At 70.3% G+C, this 12,091-nt stretch carries 10 protein-coding genes and 2 tRNA genes; 3 read left to right on the top strand and 9 right to left on the bottom strand.

The features are described from left to right. Position 1: 1 nt before the first annotated feature. Together HFP15_RS25300 and HFP15_RS25295 are read right to left on the bottom strand one after the other, a co-directional pair. Positions 2-766 (bottom strand): arsenate reductase/protein-tyrosine-phosphatase family protein, encoded by a 765-nt coding sequence (locus HFP15_RS25300; protein WP_168519244.1) that lies wholly within the window; start codon positions 764-766, stop codon positions 2-4. Positions 767-823: 57 nt separating this feature from the next. After that, the gene (locus HFP15_RS25295; RefSeq protein ID WP_210717828.1) at positions 824-1,681 is read right to left on the bottom strand and encodes a hypothetical protein; all 858 of its coding nucleotides are present in this window, start codon (positions 1,679-1,681) and stop codon (positions 824-826) included. Positions 1,682-1,812: 131 nt separating this feature from the next. On the opposite strand from HFP15_RS25295, the gene HFP15_RS25290 reads away from it, so the two are divergent. Both HFP15_RS25290 and HFP15_RS25285 read left to right on the top strand, forming a co-directional pair. Beyond that, a complete protein-coding gene (locus HFP15_RS25290; RefSeq protein WP_168519243.1) occupies positions 1,813-2,175 on the top strand; it encodes an ArsR/SmtB family transcription factor in 363 nt (120 codons plus the stop codon). Further along, the gene (locus tag HFP15_RS25285) at positions 2,172-4,151 is read left to right on the top strand and encodes a heavy metal translocating P-type ATPase (protein WP_168519242.1); all 1,980 of its coding nucleotides are present in this window, start codon (positions 2,172-2,174) and stop codon (positions 4,149-4,151) included. Before HFP15_RS25290 ends, HFP15_RS25285 begins: the two co-directional genes overlap by 4 nt. A 57-nt stretch (positions 4,152-4,208) precedes the next feature. On the opposite strand, the gene HFP15_RS25280 is transcribed toward HFP15_RS25285, so the two are convergent. The 4 genes from HFP15_RS25280 to gltX all read right to left on the bottom strand — a co-directional run bounded on the left by HFP15_RS25280 (position 4,209) and on the right by gltX (position 6,839). Continuing rightward, positions 4,209-4,281 (bottom strand) — tRNA-Glu (locus HFP15_RS25280). Between the two features lie 50 nt (positions 4,282-4,331). Next, positions 4,332-4,403 (bottom strand) — tRNA-Gln (locus HFP15_RS25275). A 91-nt stretch (positions 4,404-4,494) separates the two neighbouring features. Further along, entirely contained in the window at positions 4,495-5,187 is a 693-nt protein-coding gene (locus tag HFP15_RS25270; RefSeq protein WP_168519241.1) for an HAD family hydrolase, read from the bottom strand. 167 nt (positions 5,188-5,354) lie between these two features. Next, positions 5,355-6,839, bottom strand: coding sequence for a glutamate--tRNA ligase (gene gltX, locus HFP15_RS25265; protein ID WP_168519240.1), 1,485 nt, complete (start codon positions 6,837-6,839; stop codon positions 5,355-5,357). Positions 6,840-6,926: 87 nt separating this feature from the next. Between gltX and HFP15_RS25260 the strand changes: the two genes are divergently transcribed. Further along, positions 6,927-8,162, top strand: coding sequence for an FAD-dependent oxidoreductase (locus tag HFP15_RS25260; protein ID WP_168519239.1), 1,236 nt, complete (start codon positions 6,927-6,929; stop codon positions 8,160-8,162). Here HFP15_RS25260 and HFP15_RS25255 read toward each other — a convergent pair. The 3 genes from HFP15_RS25255 to HFP15_RS25245 form a co-directional block, all read right to left on the bottom strand. After that, positions 8,137-8,895, bottom strand: a complete 759-nt coding sequence (locus tag HFP15_RS25255) for a fumarylacetoacetate hydrolase family protein (RefSeq protein ID WP_168519238.1) — start codon at positions 8,893-8,895, stop codon at positions 8,137-8,139. The genes HFP15_RS25260 and HFP15_RS25255 overlap by 26 nt on opposite strands. 80 nt (positions 8,896-8,975) lie before the next feature. Further along, the gene (gene cimA, locus HFP15_RS25250) at positions 8,976-10,577 is read right to left on the bottom strand and encodes a citramalate synthase (protein WP_168519237.1); all 1,602 of its coding nucleotides are present in this window, start codon (positions 10,575-10,577) and stop codon (positions 8,976-8,978) included. A 204-nt stretch (positions 10,578-10,781) separates the two neighbouring features. Continuing rightward, positions 10,782-11,825, bottom strand: coding sequence for a 3-isopropylmalate dehydrogenase (locus HFP15_RS25245; protein ID WP_168519236.1), 1,044 nt, complete (start codon positions 11,823-11,825; stop codon positions 10,782-10,784). Positions 11,826-12,091: the final 266 nt, after the last annotated feature.

Below are 12,091 nucleotides of genomic sequence, written 5' to 3'. Positions count from 1 at the left end.
ATCACCTCGTTTCCTCGGGAGCCTCGGCGAGGCTCGGCAGCAGGTAGCGAATCCGCTTGTCGAGTTCGACGGCGGCGCGCCGGTAGGCCGGCAGGGCACCGCCGTCCTCGTGCGCCGGATCAGGAATGCTCCAGTGGATCAGGCTGGGGCGCGAGGGAAACTCCGGACAGGCCTCGCGCACGCGGTCGCACAGGCTGATCACGACGTGGAATCTCCGCCGCCGGACGGTGTCCACGTGTGTGGGCTCGTGGCTCAGGGTGATGCCGTAGTCGGCCATCGCGCGCACCGCGTGGGCGCTGAGCGGTTTCGGCCGGGTCCCCGCGCTCACGACCATGACCCGATCGTCCGTCCGGTGCCGCAACAGCGCCTCGGCCATCGGCGAGCGGCCGCTGTTTCCGGTGCACAGGAACAACACCCGCGACCGCGCGGGCCGCGGCGGCGGGGCCGGTTCGAGCCGGAGGCCGGGATGCAGCGCCGCCCCCGCACCGGCCAGCGCGTGCGCGCACCGGTCGAGATCGAGGTGGTAGTAGGTGTCCCGCCCGTCGAAACTGCTGCGCCGCGCCGTCACCAATCCCGCACCGCGCAGCCGCCCCAGGTGGTAGGAGACGAGATTCTGCGGCTGCCCGACCGCCTCGACCAGCTCCCGGACGCGCCGGTCGCTGCCCGCCAGCTCGCGGAGCAGCCGCCAGCGCAGCGGGTCACTCGCCAGCCGCACGAACGGCGGCGGCGTGGACGCGTCGGCGGGTGCCACCGAACGAGAATACATCAATCCAGCTTGATGGAAACGTCGTTCGGCGGCACCCGCCACCCGGCATCGGCGTGGTCAGCCGCCCACGGTCACCCCGGTGATGGCGAACCGCTCGACGCCGGCGACGTGCCCGCCGGTGGCGGCGGCGATCGTCAGCACGCTGCCCGCCGGGGCGCTGAACCGCACCGGCACCGACCACGGCGTGTTCTGCCCGCCCGCGGGGACTCCGGCGCTCTGCCCGACGAGACCACGTTGCAGTTCGCGGGCCTGCACCTGGATGTTCTCGTCGACGCCGGTGATGCGGCCGCCGACGGTGGCAGGTGAGGTGATTTTCGCGCCGTACGCAGGCGAAGTCAGCGTGAGCGTCGTGTCTTCCGTGCCCACGACCTCCCACGGCGCGTCGGTGCCGGAGCCCAGCTTCGCCAGGTGCACCACCGCCGCGGTCGCCTGCTGCCCGTTCGGCGTCCGGTAGCCGACGCCGATCCACGCCTGGGTCGCCTGCACGGTCGTCGCCGTGATCTGGTCCAGCTCCTGGTAGCCGAGATAGCCCTGGGTGAACGACTGCGCGGTCAGCCCGGCGTCCAGATGCCATGGCTGGTGGCCGCCCGAGCGGTAGCTGTCCTGCCAGGCGGCGGCGTCCGTCGTCCCGGCGAACGGCCACAGCGGCTGGAAGGCGAAGCCCGGCACGGGTTGCGCCTGCGACGTAGGCGCCGCGGAGGTGGGCGCCGGTGACGCGGGTGCCGCCGAGGACGGTGGCGCCGCGCTCGTCGTCGGCGCCGGGCTCGGTGCGCCCTGGTTGTTCTTGCTCGGCCGCAGTAGCACGGCGGTCACGAGGGCCCCGACCAGGATCACCACCGCGGCGATCACGGCGATCCAGCGCCAGCGGTGGGATCTCGGTTTGGTGGGGGGCTGTTGTTCGACTGTTGCGCTCATGGCGGCATCACCTCGCGCACAGCCTGCGCCGCGCCCGCACCCCGCCCGAGATGCGGAAGACCCTTGTGGTGAGGACCAAAGGTCGCGTCTTATGTTTGCCCGAACATATCAACGGAGGTTAGATTGACGCCGTGAGTGACGACCGGTGCGATCTGCTGTGTATCGACTTCGACCACGCCGAGGCCCTGCGTGGCGCCCTGCCCCCGCCGCAGGAACTCGCGCGGCGCGCCGAGCGGCTGCGCGCGCTCGCGGACCCGACGCGGTTGCGCATCGCGCACGCCCTGCACGTCGGGAACGAGCTGTGCGTGTGCGATCTGGCGTGGATCGTCGGCTCCTCGCAGGGGCTGGTGTCGCATCATCTGCGGCAGTTGCGGGCGGCCGGGCTGGTCGATTCGCGTCGCGACGGCAAGCTCGTGATGTATCGCCTCAACCCGGCCGCGCACGCGGTTCTCCAAGCCGCGGTCGAAACGGTCGTGGAAGGAGACCCGGTATGAGTGATGCGTGCTGCGGCCACGACGAACACGGCCACGACGAGGACGAGGCACCGCAGCGGCTGTGGCAGGTGCGGGAAATCCAGTTCGCCGCGGTCGCCGGGATCCTGCTCGCGGCGGGCTTCGCCGCCGAGTGGCTGGGGACGGGGCTCACCGGAACCGTGCTGCACGTCGCGGCCGCCGGGGCCGGCGGCTGGACGTTCGTGCCGGGCACGCTGCGTGCGCTGCGGCGAGGCCGCATCGGGGTGGGCACCCTCATGACCATCGCGCTCGTCGGCGCGCTGGCGCTCGGGCAGTTCGGCGAGGCGGCGGCACTGGCGTTCCTGTTCTCGATCAGTGAGGCCCTCGAAGACTTCTCCCTCTCCCGCACCCGCCGCGGGCTGCGCGCCCTGCTGGCATTGGTGCCCGAGCAGGTGTGTGTGCTGCGGGCCGGCCGTGAGGTGACGATCAGCCCGCAGGAGCTGCGGATCGGCGACCGGATGCTGGTGCGGGCCGGTGAGCGCATCGCCAGCGACGGCGTCGTCACCGCAGGACGGTCCAGTGTGGACACCTCGGCCATCACCGGCGAGTCGATGCCGGTGGAGACCGGCCCGGGCGAGGCGGTGTTCGCGGGCTCGATCAACGGCAACGGCGCGCTCACCGTCGAGGCCACCGCGACCGTGGCAGGCAACTCGCTGGCCAAGGTCGTGCGCATCGTCGAGGACGCCCAGCGGCGCAAGGGCACACGGCAACGCGTCGCCGACCGGATCGCCCGGCCGCTGGTGCCCGCCGTCATGGTGCTGGCGGTGCTCATCGGCGGGTTCGGCGCCCTGTTCGGCGACCCCGCGACCTGGATCGAACGGGCGCTCGTGGTGCTCGTCGCGGCCTCCCCGTGCGCGCTGGCGATCTCCGTGCCGGTGACCGTGATCGCCGCCGTGGGCGCCGCGAGCAGGCTCGGCGTGCTGGTCAAGGGCGGTGCCGCGCTGGAAACCCTCGGTGCGGTGCGCACCGTCGCGCTCGACAAGACCGGCACCCTGACCCGCAACGCGCCCGCGGTCACCGACATCGTGCCCGCCGACGGCATCCCCGCCGAACGGGTACTCGCGGTCGCCGCCGCGCTCGAAGCCCGCAGCGAGCACCCGCTCGCCGCCGCGATCCTCGGCGCCGCCCCCGAACCCGTGCCCGCCCGGGATGTGTCCACTGTGCCGGGTGCCGGCCTGGAAGGCATCGTCGAGGGCCGCCGGGCCAGGCTCGGCAAGCCGGGCTGGATCGCCCCGGGGAACGCGCTGGCGGGCGAGGTGGCGCGGCTGCAGGAAGCGGGCGCCACGGTCGCGGTGATCGAACACGACGGCACCGTGCTCGGCGCGATCGGCATCCGCGACGAACTGCGGCCCGAAGCGTTCGAAACCGTCAAAGCCCTGCACGACAACGGTTTCCGCGTCGCGATGCTCACCGGCGACAACGCACGGACGGCGGCCGCGCTGGCCGCACAGGCCGGGATCACCGCCGTGCACGCCGAACTGCGTCCCGCCGACAAGGCCGCCCTGGTGGAGCGGCTGCGCGGGCGGCATCGGGGCCAGGTCGCCATGGTCGGCGACGGCGTCAACGACGCACCCGCGCTGGCCACCGCGGACGTCGGCATCGCGATGGGCGCCATGGGCACCGACGTCGCGCTCGAAACGGCGGACGTCGCGCTGATGGGCACGGATCTGCGTCACCTGCCACAGGCCCTGCACCACGCACGCCGGGCACGCGCGATCATGCTGCAGAACATGGCCCTGTCCGCGGCGATCGTGCTGATCCTCGTCCCGCTCGCCGCGGCCGGGCTCCTCGGACTGGCCGGCGTGGTGCTCATCCACGAACTCGCCGAGGTTTTCGTCATCGGCAACGGCGTGCGCGCCGGCAGGCTCCGCGCACTGCCCGGCACACCCCAGCCACCCACCGAGAAAGCCCGTCGGCCTGCGCGACACTCGCTTTTGGACAGCGGCAATCCGGCGTAGGCAGCCCGGCACAAAAGAAGGGAGCCACCTTCCGAAGAAGGTGGCTCCCTTGGCGCGTACCCCCGATGGGATTCGAACCCACGCTACCGGCGTGAGAGGCCGGCGTCCTAGGCCGCTAGACGACGGGGGCTTGCCTTGTTGCGAGAAGAAACTTACCAGAGTGGAATTTTCTCTCCGCAGCTGGGGTACCAGGACTCGAACCTAGACTAACAGAGCCAGAATCTGTCGTGCTGCCAATTACACCATACCCCAACGGGTGTCCGCTCCGTTCGCGATCCGGAGCAGCTCCGCCAGGAAGAAATGTTAGACCACCCGTGAACAGGGCCCGAACCCGGCCCCATGATCAGCGCTGGGCGGGGACCCCGATCCGCGCGAACTCGCTGACCAGCAGCTGTGGCAACTCGTCGAGCCCACCGATGACGTGCACGCCGTCGGGGACCTCGGCGCCGGTGTCGTGCCGGTCGAGCCAGACACCCTCCAGGCCGGCCTCGTGCGCGCCGAGGGCGTCGGTCCGCAGCTTGTCCCCCACGTGCGCGGCCTCGGACGGCTCGCACCCCAGCGTGGCGCAGACCGAGTGGAACATCACAGGATCGGGCTTGGCCACACCCATCTCGCCGGCGATGGCCACGTAGTCGAAGAACCGGGCCAGCCCCAGATCGGCCAGTTTGGCCCGCTGATGCGCACCGGACGCGTTGGTCACGGCGGCGAGCAGTACATCGGCCGCGCGCAGCCAGTCCAGGCACGGCAGCACATCGTCGAACAGCCGCCACGAGCGTCTCAGCAGCTCCTTGCGCCGCGTCTCGAACCCGCCCGCGTCCGCCATGTCCACGACCACACCGAGCTCCCCCAGGAAACACTGCGTGCGTCTGACATGCATCGAGGCGTAGTCGATCTCGCCCGCGACCACGAGCGCGACGTGGTGGTCGGTGATTCGCTCCCAGAGCGGCCACATGTCGGAGCGGCCGAGCATGGCCGCGAGCGCGCGCCTGCCCGCCGCCGTGAAATCGATCAAGGTGTCATCGATGTCGAGGCACACCAAACGAAGGCTCGGCGGCCGCCACGGGTCCGCCGGGGCACCAAGCGCTGTGTCGGGGGCAGTCGTTAAGGTGCGCGCGAAATCCACCAAGCGAGGCTAGGCGACGCAGCGCGTCCGCGATTCGACCGACAAGGTGATTACGCGCGTCGATTCTGGATCGTGACCCTCTACTCTCGGTTGCCCGGCACGGCTCGGCTCAGCCGAGCGAGTGAGTTCGTTCGACCGAGCAGCTCCATCGACTCGTACAGCGGCGGAGATACCGTGCGCCCGGTCACAGCGACGCGAATCGGTGCGAAAGCCTTGCGGGGCTTCAAACCGAGCCCTTCGACGAGCGCGTCCTTGAGCGCCTGCTCGATCGCGGAAGCCTCCCACGACGGCAGTGCCTCCAGTGCCTCGATCGCCGCGCGCAGCACCGGTTCGCTATCCGGACCGAGCGCCTTGGCCGCCGCGTCCTCCTCCGGCGCGAACGTTTCCTCGGCCACGAACAGGAAGCGCAGCAACGGCGCGGCATCGCCGAGCACGGTGACGCGCTCCTGCACGAGCGGCGCGATCGCCCGCAGCTTCGCCAGCTGCTCCTCGTCCGGGTGCCGCGGCAGCAGGCCCGCCGAGGTCAGGTAAGGCAGCACGCGCCGGACGAACTCCTCGGCGGGCAGCGCCCGCACATGGGTTCCGTTGATCGCCTCGGCCTTCTTCAGGTCGAATCGCGCGGGATTGGCGCTCACCTTGGACAGCTCGAACGCGGCGACCAGCTCGTCGACCCCGAAGATGTCCCGGTCGTCGGCGATCGACCAGCCGAGCAGCGCGAGGTAGTTGAGCAGCCCCTCCGGGATGAACCCGCGGTCGCGGTAGTTGAAAAGGTTCGACTGCGGGTCGCGTTTGGACAGTTTCTTGTTGCCCTCGCCCATCACGTAGGGCAGGTGGCCGAACTCCGGCGTGAAGTCGGTGACACCGATCCGGCGCAACGCCTCGTACAGCGCCAGCTGGCGCGGTGTCGAGGGCAGCAGGTCCTCCCCGCGCAGCACGTGTGTGATCCGCATCAGTGCGTCGTCGACCGGGTTGGTGAGGGTGTAGAGCGGATCTCCGTTGGCACGCACCAGAACCGGGTCCGGGATGCTGCCGGCGGGGAAGTTGATCGGACCGCGCACGAGGTCGTTCCAGCCGAGGTCGGTGGCGGGCATCCGCAGCCGCAGCACGGGTTTGCGACCCTCGGCGCGGAAGGCGGCGCGCTGTTCCCCGGTGAGGTCGCGGTCGAAGTTGTCGTAGCCCAGCTGCGGGTCCTGGCCCGCGGCCTTGCGCCGGGCCTCGACCTCCTCGCCGGTCGAGTACGCCTCATACAGCTCGCCGGCCTTGAGCAGGCGGTCGGCGATGTCGGCGTAGATGTCGCGCCGCAGGCTCTGCCGGTACGGGCCGTAGTCCCCGCCGGCGTCCGGGCCCTCGTCCCAGTCGATGCCCAGCCAGCGCAGCGCGTCGAGCAGTTGCTCGTAGGACTCCTCGGAGTCACGGGCGGCGTCGGTGTCCTCGATCCGGAACACCAGTGTGCCCTTGTTGTGCCGGGCGAAGGCCCAGTTGAACAGCGCCGTGCGGATCAGCCCGACGTGCGGGGTGCCGGTCGGCGAGGGACAGAAACGTGCGCGCACCGTGGTCTCACTCATAGCTCGTTCAGCGTATCCCGCTTGACCTCGGCGGCCATCGACGCCATCCTCGATTTATTCAACGAACGCTGAAAAGGGGGAAGAGCGATGAGTGAGCGCACAACGTGCCTGGTGACCGGCGGTGGACCTGCGGGAATGGTGCTCGGGCTGCTGCTGGCCCGCGCCGGGGTGGACGTGACGGTGCTGGAGAAACACGGCGACTTCCTGCGCGACTTCCGCGGCGACACCGTGCATCCCTCGACGCTGACCCTGCTGGACGAGATGGGCCTCGGCGAGAAGTTCGCCGCACTGCCGCAGAGCAGGCTGAACGAGGTCTCGATCCAGGGCGAGGACGGCACCCGGCTGCGGGTCGCCGACTTCCGCACCCTCAAGACGGCCCACCCCTACGTCGCGATGGTGCCGCAGTGGGACCTGCTCAACCTGCTCGCCGACGCCGGCCGCGACGAACCCCGCTTCCACCTGCGGATGAACACGGAGGTGATCGGGCTGCTCCAGGACGGCGGCCGGGTGCGCGGCGTGCGCTACCGGACCGCGCAGGGCGAACTCGGCGCCATCGAGGCGGACCTGACCGTGGGCTGCGACGGCCGCTGGTCGGTCGTCCGGCAGCTGGCCGGCCTGCAGCCCCGCGAGTTCCCGGTGCCGATGGACACCTGGTGGTTCCGGATTCCCCGCGAGGGCGAGGAACGGCCGGTGCTCATGCCCGGTATGCGCAACGGGCACTTCGCGATCGTGATCCCGCGCGAGGGCTACTTCCAGATCGCCTACATCGCCAGGAAGGGCCTGGACGCGCAGCTGCGGGCAGAGGGTATCGAGGCGTTCCGCGACCGCGTCGCCGAGGTGCTGCCGGAGTTCGCCGACCGGGTGGGCAAGCTCGAATCGATGGACGACGTCAAGCACCTCGACGTGCGGATGAACCTGCTGCGGCGGTGGCACACCGGCGGCGTGCTGTGCATCGGCGACGCGGCACACGCGATGTCGCCGATGGGCGGCGTCGGGATCAACCTGGCCGTGCAGGACGCCGTCGCGACCGCGCGGCTACTGGCCGGGCCGCTGCGGCGCGGGCATGTCACGAAGCGGGAGCTGGCGCGCGTGCACCGCCGGCGCCTGCTGCCGACTCTGCTGGTGCAGGGCATCCAGCGCGCGATGCACCGGGGCGTGGTGCGGCCGGTGCTCGCCGGGCGCCGCAGCGGCCCGCCCAAGCAGGCCGCCCGGCTGCTCGACCTGATCCCCGGGCTGCCCTTCGTCCCGGCCTACCTGATCGGCGTCGGCCTGCTACCCGAGCACGCGCCGGAGTTCGCTAGGCGTTCTGCGCCGGGTTCGTGAGCGTGCCGATGCCCTCGATGGTCACCGAAACGGTCTGGCCGTCGGTCATCGGGCCGACACCGGCCGGAGTGCCGGTGAGGATGACGTCGCCGGGCAGCAACGTCATCACGCCGGAGATGAACTCGACCAGCTCGGGAATCTTGTGGATCAGCAGCGAGGTGCGCGAATCCTGTTTGACCTCGCCGTCCAGTTCGGTGCGCAGCGCGAGATCCGACGGGTCGACCGAGGTGTCGATCCACGGGCCCAGCGGGCAGAACGTGTCGAAGCCCTTCGCCCGGCCCCACTGCCCGTCGGCCTTCTGCAGATCGCGGGCGCTGACGTCGTTGGCGATCGTGTAGCCGAGGATGACGCCGGAGGCCCGCGCGGCGGGCACGTTCCGGATCGGCTGGCCGATGACCACGGCCAGTTCGCCCTCGAAGTCCACCCGCTCGGACGCGGCGGGCAGCTTCACGGGCGCGTTCGGGCCGATCACGCTCGTAGACGGCTTGAGGAAGATCATCGGCGAGGACGGCACCTCGTTGCCGAACTCGGCGGCGTGCGCCGCGTAGTTCCTGCCGACGGCGATGACCTTGGTGGGCAGGATCGGCGCGAGCAACCGCACGTCGGCCAGCGGCCACCGTTTCCCGGTGAAGTTCGGCTGGCCGAAGGGGTGTTCGGCGATCTCGAGGACCTCGTCCCCCTCGACCGCGGCGAACGCGACACCACCTGCATGAGCAATCCGAGCTAACCGCACGGCGCCCGAGTCTACTCACACCGCCGTGAGGGACCCCCTCATGGTCATCTGCGCCATTGAGGAGGTCCCTCACGGCGGGCTCAGCCGCGGAGGTTCTTGTGGATCAGGGCGTCGCAGAGGGCGAGCCAGCTCGCCTCGACGATGTTGGGGTGCACGCCGACGGTGGTCCACTCGTTCTCCCCGTCGCTGGACTCCACCAGCACGCGGGTGGTCGCGTCCGTGCCGGACCGTCCGGCGAGGATGCGCACCTTGTAGTCCGCCAATTCCACACTGTCCAACCAGGACAGATACGGGCTGAGCGCCTTGCGCAGGGCGGCATCCAGTGCGTGCACCGGGCCGTTGCCCTCCGCGGTGGCGATCACCCGCTCCCCCTTGACGTGCACCTTGACCGTCGCCTCGGAGATCACCTCGCCGTCGCTGCGGTGATCGAGCACGACGCGGTAGGACTCCAGGGTGAACGGCGCCTCGTCTTCCTCGCCGGTTTCCTTGCGCAGCAACAGTTCCAGCGACGCGTCGGCGGCCTCGAACGACCAGCCCTCCGCTTCCAGCCGCTTGACCTTCTTCACCGCGCTGGTGAGTGCTTCGGGCTGGCCGGCAAGGTCGACCCCGAGCTCACGTCCCTTGAGCTCCAGGCTGGCCCTGCCGGCCATCTCGGTGACCAGGACCCGCATGTCATTGCCGACCAAGGCTGGATCGATGTGGTTGTACAGCAACGGATCCACCTTGATCGCGCTCGCGTGCAGCCCCGCCTTGTGGGCGAAGGCCGAAGCCCCGACGTAGGCCTGGTGGGTGTCGGGGGCGATGTTCGCGATCTCGGCAAGGGCATGGGAGACGCGGGTCAGCTCGGCGGCCCCTCCGGTCGGGAGGACCTCCATTCCGAGCTTGGCCACGAGGTTCCCGGTGACGCCGAACAGGTCGGCATTGCCCGCCCGTTCGCCGTAACCATTCGCGGTGCACTGCACGTGCGTGGCACCGGCCTGCACGGCGGCGACACTGTTCGCCACGGCGCAGGCGGTGTCGTCCTGACAGTGGATGCCGAGCCGGAACCCGGTGCGCGCCTTGACCTCGCGCACGGTTTCGGCCAGCCCGAGCGGCAGCTGCCCGCCGTTGGTGTCGCACAGCACCACCACGTCGGCACCGGCGTTCGCGCCCGCTTCGAGCACACGCAGCGCGGTGTCGGCGTCGTAGGCGTAGCCGTCGAAGAAGTGCTCCGCGTCGAGGAACACCCGGCGCCCCTCGCGTACCAGGAAGGAAACGGTGTCGGACACCATGTCGCACGCCTCGGCGACGTCCACGCGCAGCGCGCGCTCGATGTGGCGGCGGTCGGACTTCGCGACCAGCGTCACCACCGGCGCCTGCGCGTCCAGCAGGGCGCGCACCTGCTCGTCCTTCTCGGCCGAGTTGCCCGCCTTGCGGGTGGAGCCGAACGCGACCAGCACGGCGTGCTTGAGCGCCAGCTCGCCCTTCGCGGCCCGCGCGAAGAATTCCGTGTCCTTCGGCATCGCACCCGGCCAGCCGCCCTCGATGAAGCCCACACCCAGTTCGTCGAGCAGCCGCGCGACCGCGAGCTTGTCGGCGACGGAGTACGAAATCCCCTCGCGCTGCGCGCCGTCGCGCAGCGTCGTGTCGTAAAGGTGGAAATCGTCACCGAGCGGGGTTCCAGCGGGCTCCGTGCGGGTCACGGTCGTCTCCTCGTGGTGGGGGCAGTCAGTGGCTGGGCAAAGAAAAAACCTCCCGCGGAATGCGAGAGGTCTGCGCGCCGGTGTCCAATCGGAACACTAACCGGCGCGCCCGCCAATAATGATCACGGCGAAAGAAGCCACGAACCCACTATGCCACACACCCCGCCGGTCACCAAGCAGGCGACCGGCGGGGTGAGGGACGACTCACGCGACGGGGCGCGTGTTCGACGAGACGAGCGCGGCCAGCCGGTCGCCGATCGCCTGCGTCGAACCGGGGTTGGCCTGGTCGCGGGTGGCCAGGTCGAACGCGACCGAGGCCTCGATGCGGCGGGCCGCCTCGCGCTGGCCGAGGTGGTCCAGCAGCAGCGACACCGACAGCACCGCGGCGGTCGGGTCGGCAAGACCCTGGCCCGCGATGTCGGGGGCACTGCCGTGCACCGGCTCGAACATGCTCGGGTTGCGGCGGGTGATGTCGAGGTTGCCGCTGGCGGCCAGCCCGATGCCACCGGTCACGGCGGCGGCGAGGTCGGTGATGATGTCGCCGAAGAGGTTGTCGGTGACGATCACGTCGAACCGGCTCGGGTCGGTCACCATGTGGATCGTCGCGGCGTCCACATGCGAGTAGTTGACCGTGACGTCGGGGTGCTCGAGCGAGACCTCCTCGACGATGCGCGACCACAGCGAGCCGGCGTGCAGCAGCACGTTGGTCTTGTGCACCAGCGTCAGGTGCTTGCGGGGGCGCTCCTCGGCACGGTTGAACGCGTCGGCGACGACGCGCCGGATGCCGAAGGCGGTGTTGACGCTGACCTCGGTCGCGATCTCGTGCTCGGTGTCCTTGCGCAGCAGGCCGCCGTTGCCGGCGTACGGGCCCTCGGTGCCCTCGCGCACGACGACCATGTCGATCTCGGCGCTGGTGTCGGCGAGCGGACCGCGGACGCCCGGGTACAGCCGCGCGGGGCGCAGGTTGACGTGGTGGTCGAGCTCGAACCGCAGGCGCAGCAGCAGGCCGCGCTCCAGGATGCCGCTGGGCACGGTCGGGTCGCCGACGGCGCCGAGCAGGATCGCGTCGTGCTGCCGGAGCTCGCCCAGTACCGATTCGGGAAGCAGCTCACCCGTCGCGTGCCACCGCGCCGCGCCCAGGTCGTAGTGCGTCGACTCCACGGACGGCGCGACCTCGCCGAGTACCTTGAGCGCCTCGGTGATCACTTCGGGTCCGATCCCATCTCCTGGGATCACCGCGAGCCGCATCCAGACACCTCCGTCTACCAGTGCTCGGGGGCACGGTCAGCCCCCGTTCGCACGAAAACTCCAGCCTCGGCAGGTTACCGGCCGTCGCCAACAAGCCGAAGCCGCACCACCCTTATGCCTTAATTTCCCACGCCACGAGACACCCGATCAGGTCACAGCCTCTGGTTGTCACGCTACCCAAACCACCTGTTTCAAAGCCAGTCCCGACTTCCGGTGCACGAGGGCGGGGGACCCTCGTCCGGGCGCCCGGACGAGGGTCTGTCTCT

The sequence above is a fragment of the Amycolatopsis acididurans genome (genome assembly GCF_012328925.1).
GTDB lineage: Bacteria > Actinomycetota > Actinomycetes > Mycobacteriales > Pseudonocardiaceae > Amycolatopsis_E > Amycolatopsis_E acididurans.
Note: the sequence above shows the minus strand (reverse complement) of the source record. Positions and strands in the feature narration are given on the sequence as shown.

Bases quoted from the DNA above. Each gene is read 5' to 3' on its own strand.
- HFP15_RS25300 (WP_168519244.1), bottom strand. From the start codon at position 766: ATGTATTCTCGTTCGGTGGCACCCGCCGACGCGTCCACGCCGCCGCCG.
- HFP15_RS25295 (WP_210717828.1), bottom strand. From the start codon at position 1,681: ATGAGCGCAACAGTCGAACAACAGCCCCCCACCAAACCGAGATCCCAC.
- HFP15_RS25285 (WP_168519242.1), top strand. From the start codon at position 2,172: ATGAGTGATGCGTGCTGCGGCCACGACGAACACGGCCACGACGAGGAC.
- gltX (WP_168519240.1), bottom strand. From the start codon at position 6,839: ATGAGTGAGACCACGGTGCGCGCACGTTTCTGTCCCTCGCCGACCGGC.
- HFP15_RS25260 (WP_168519239.1), top strand. From the start codon at position 6,927: ATGAGTGAGCGCACAACGTGCCTGGTGACCGGCGGTGGACCTGCGGGA.
- HFP15_RS25245 (WP_168519236.1), bottom strand. From the start codon at position 11,825: ATGCGGCTCGCGGTGATCCCAGGAGATGGGATCGGACCCGAAGTGATC.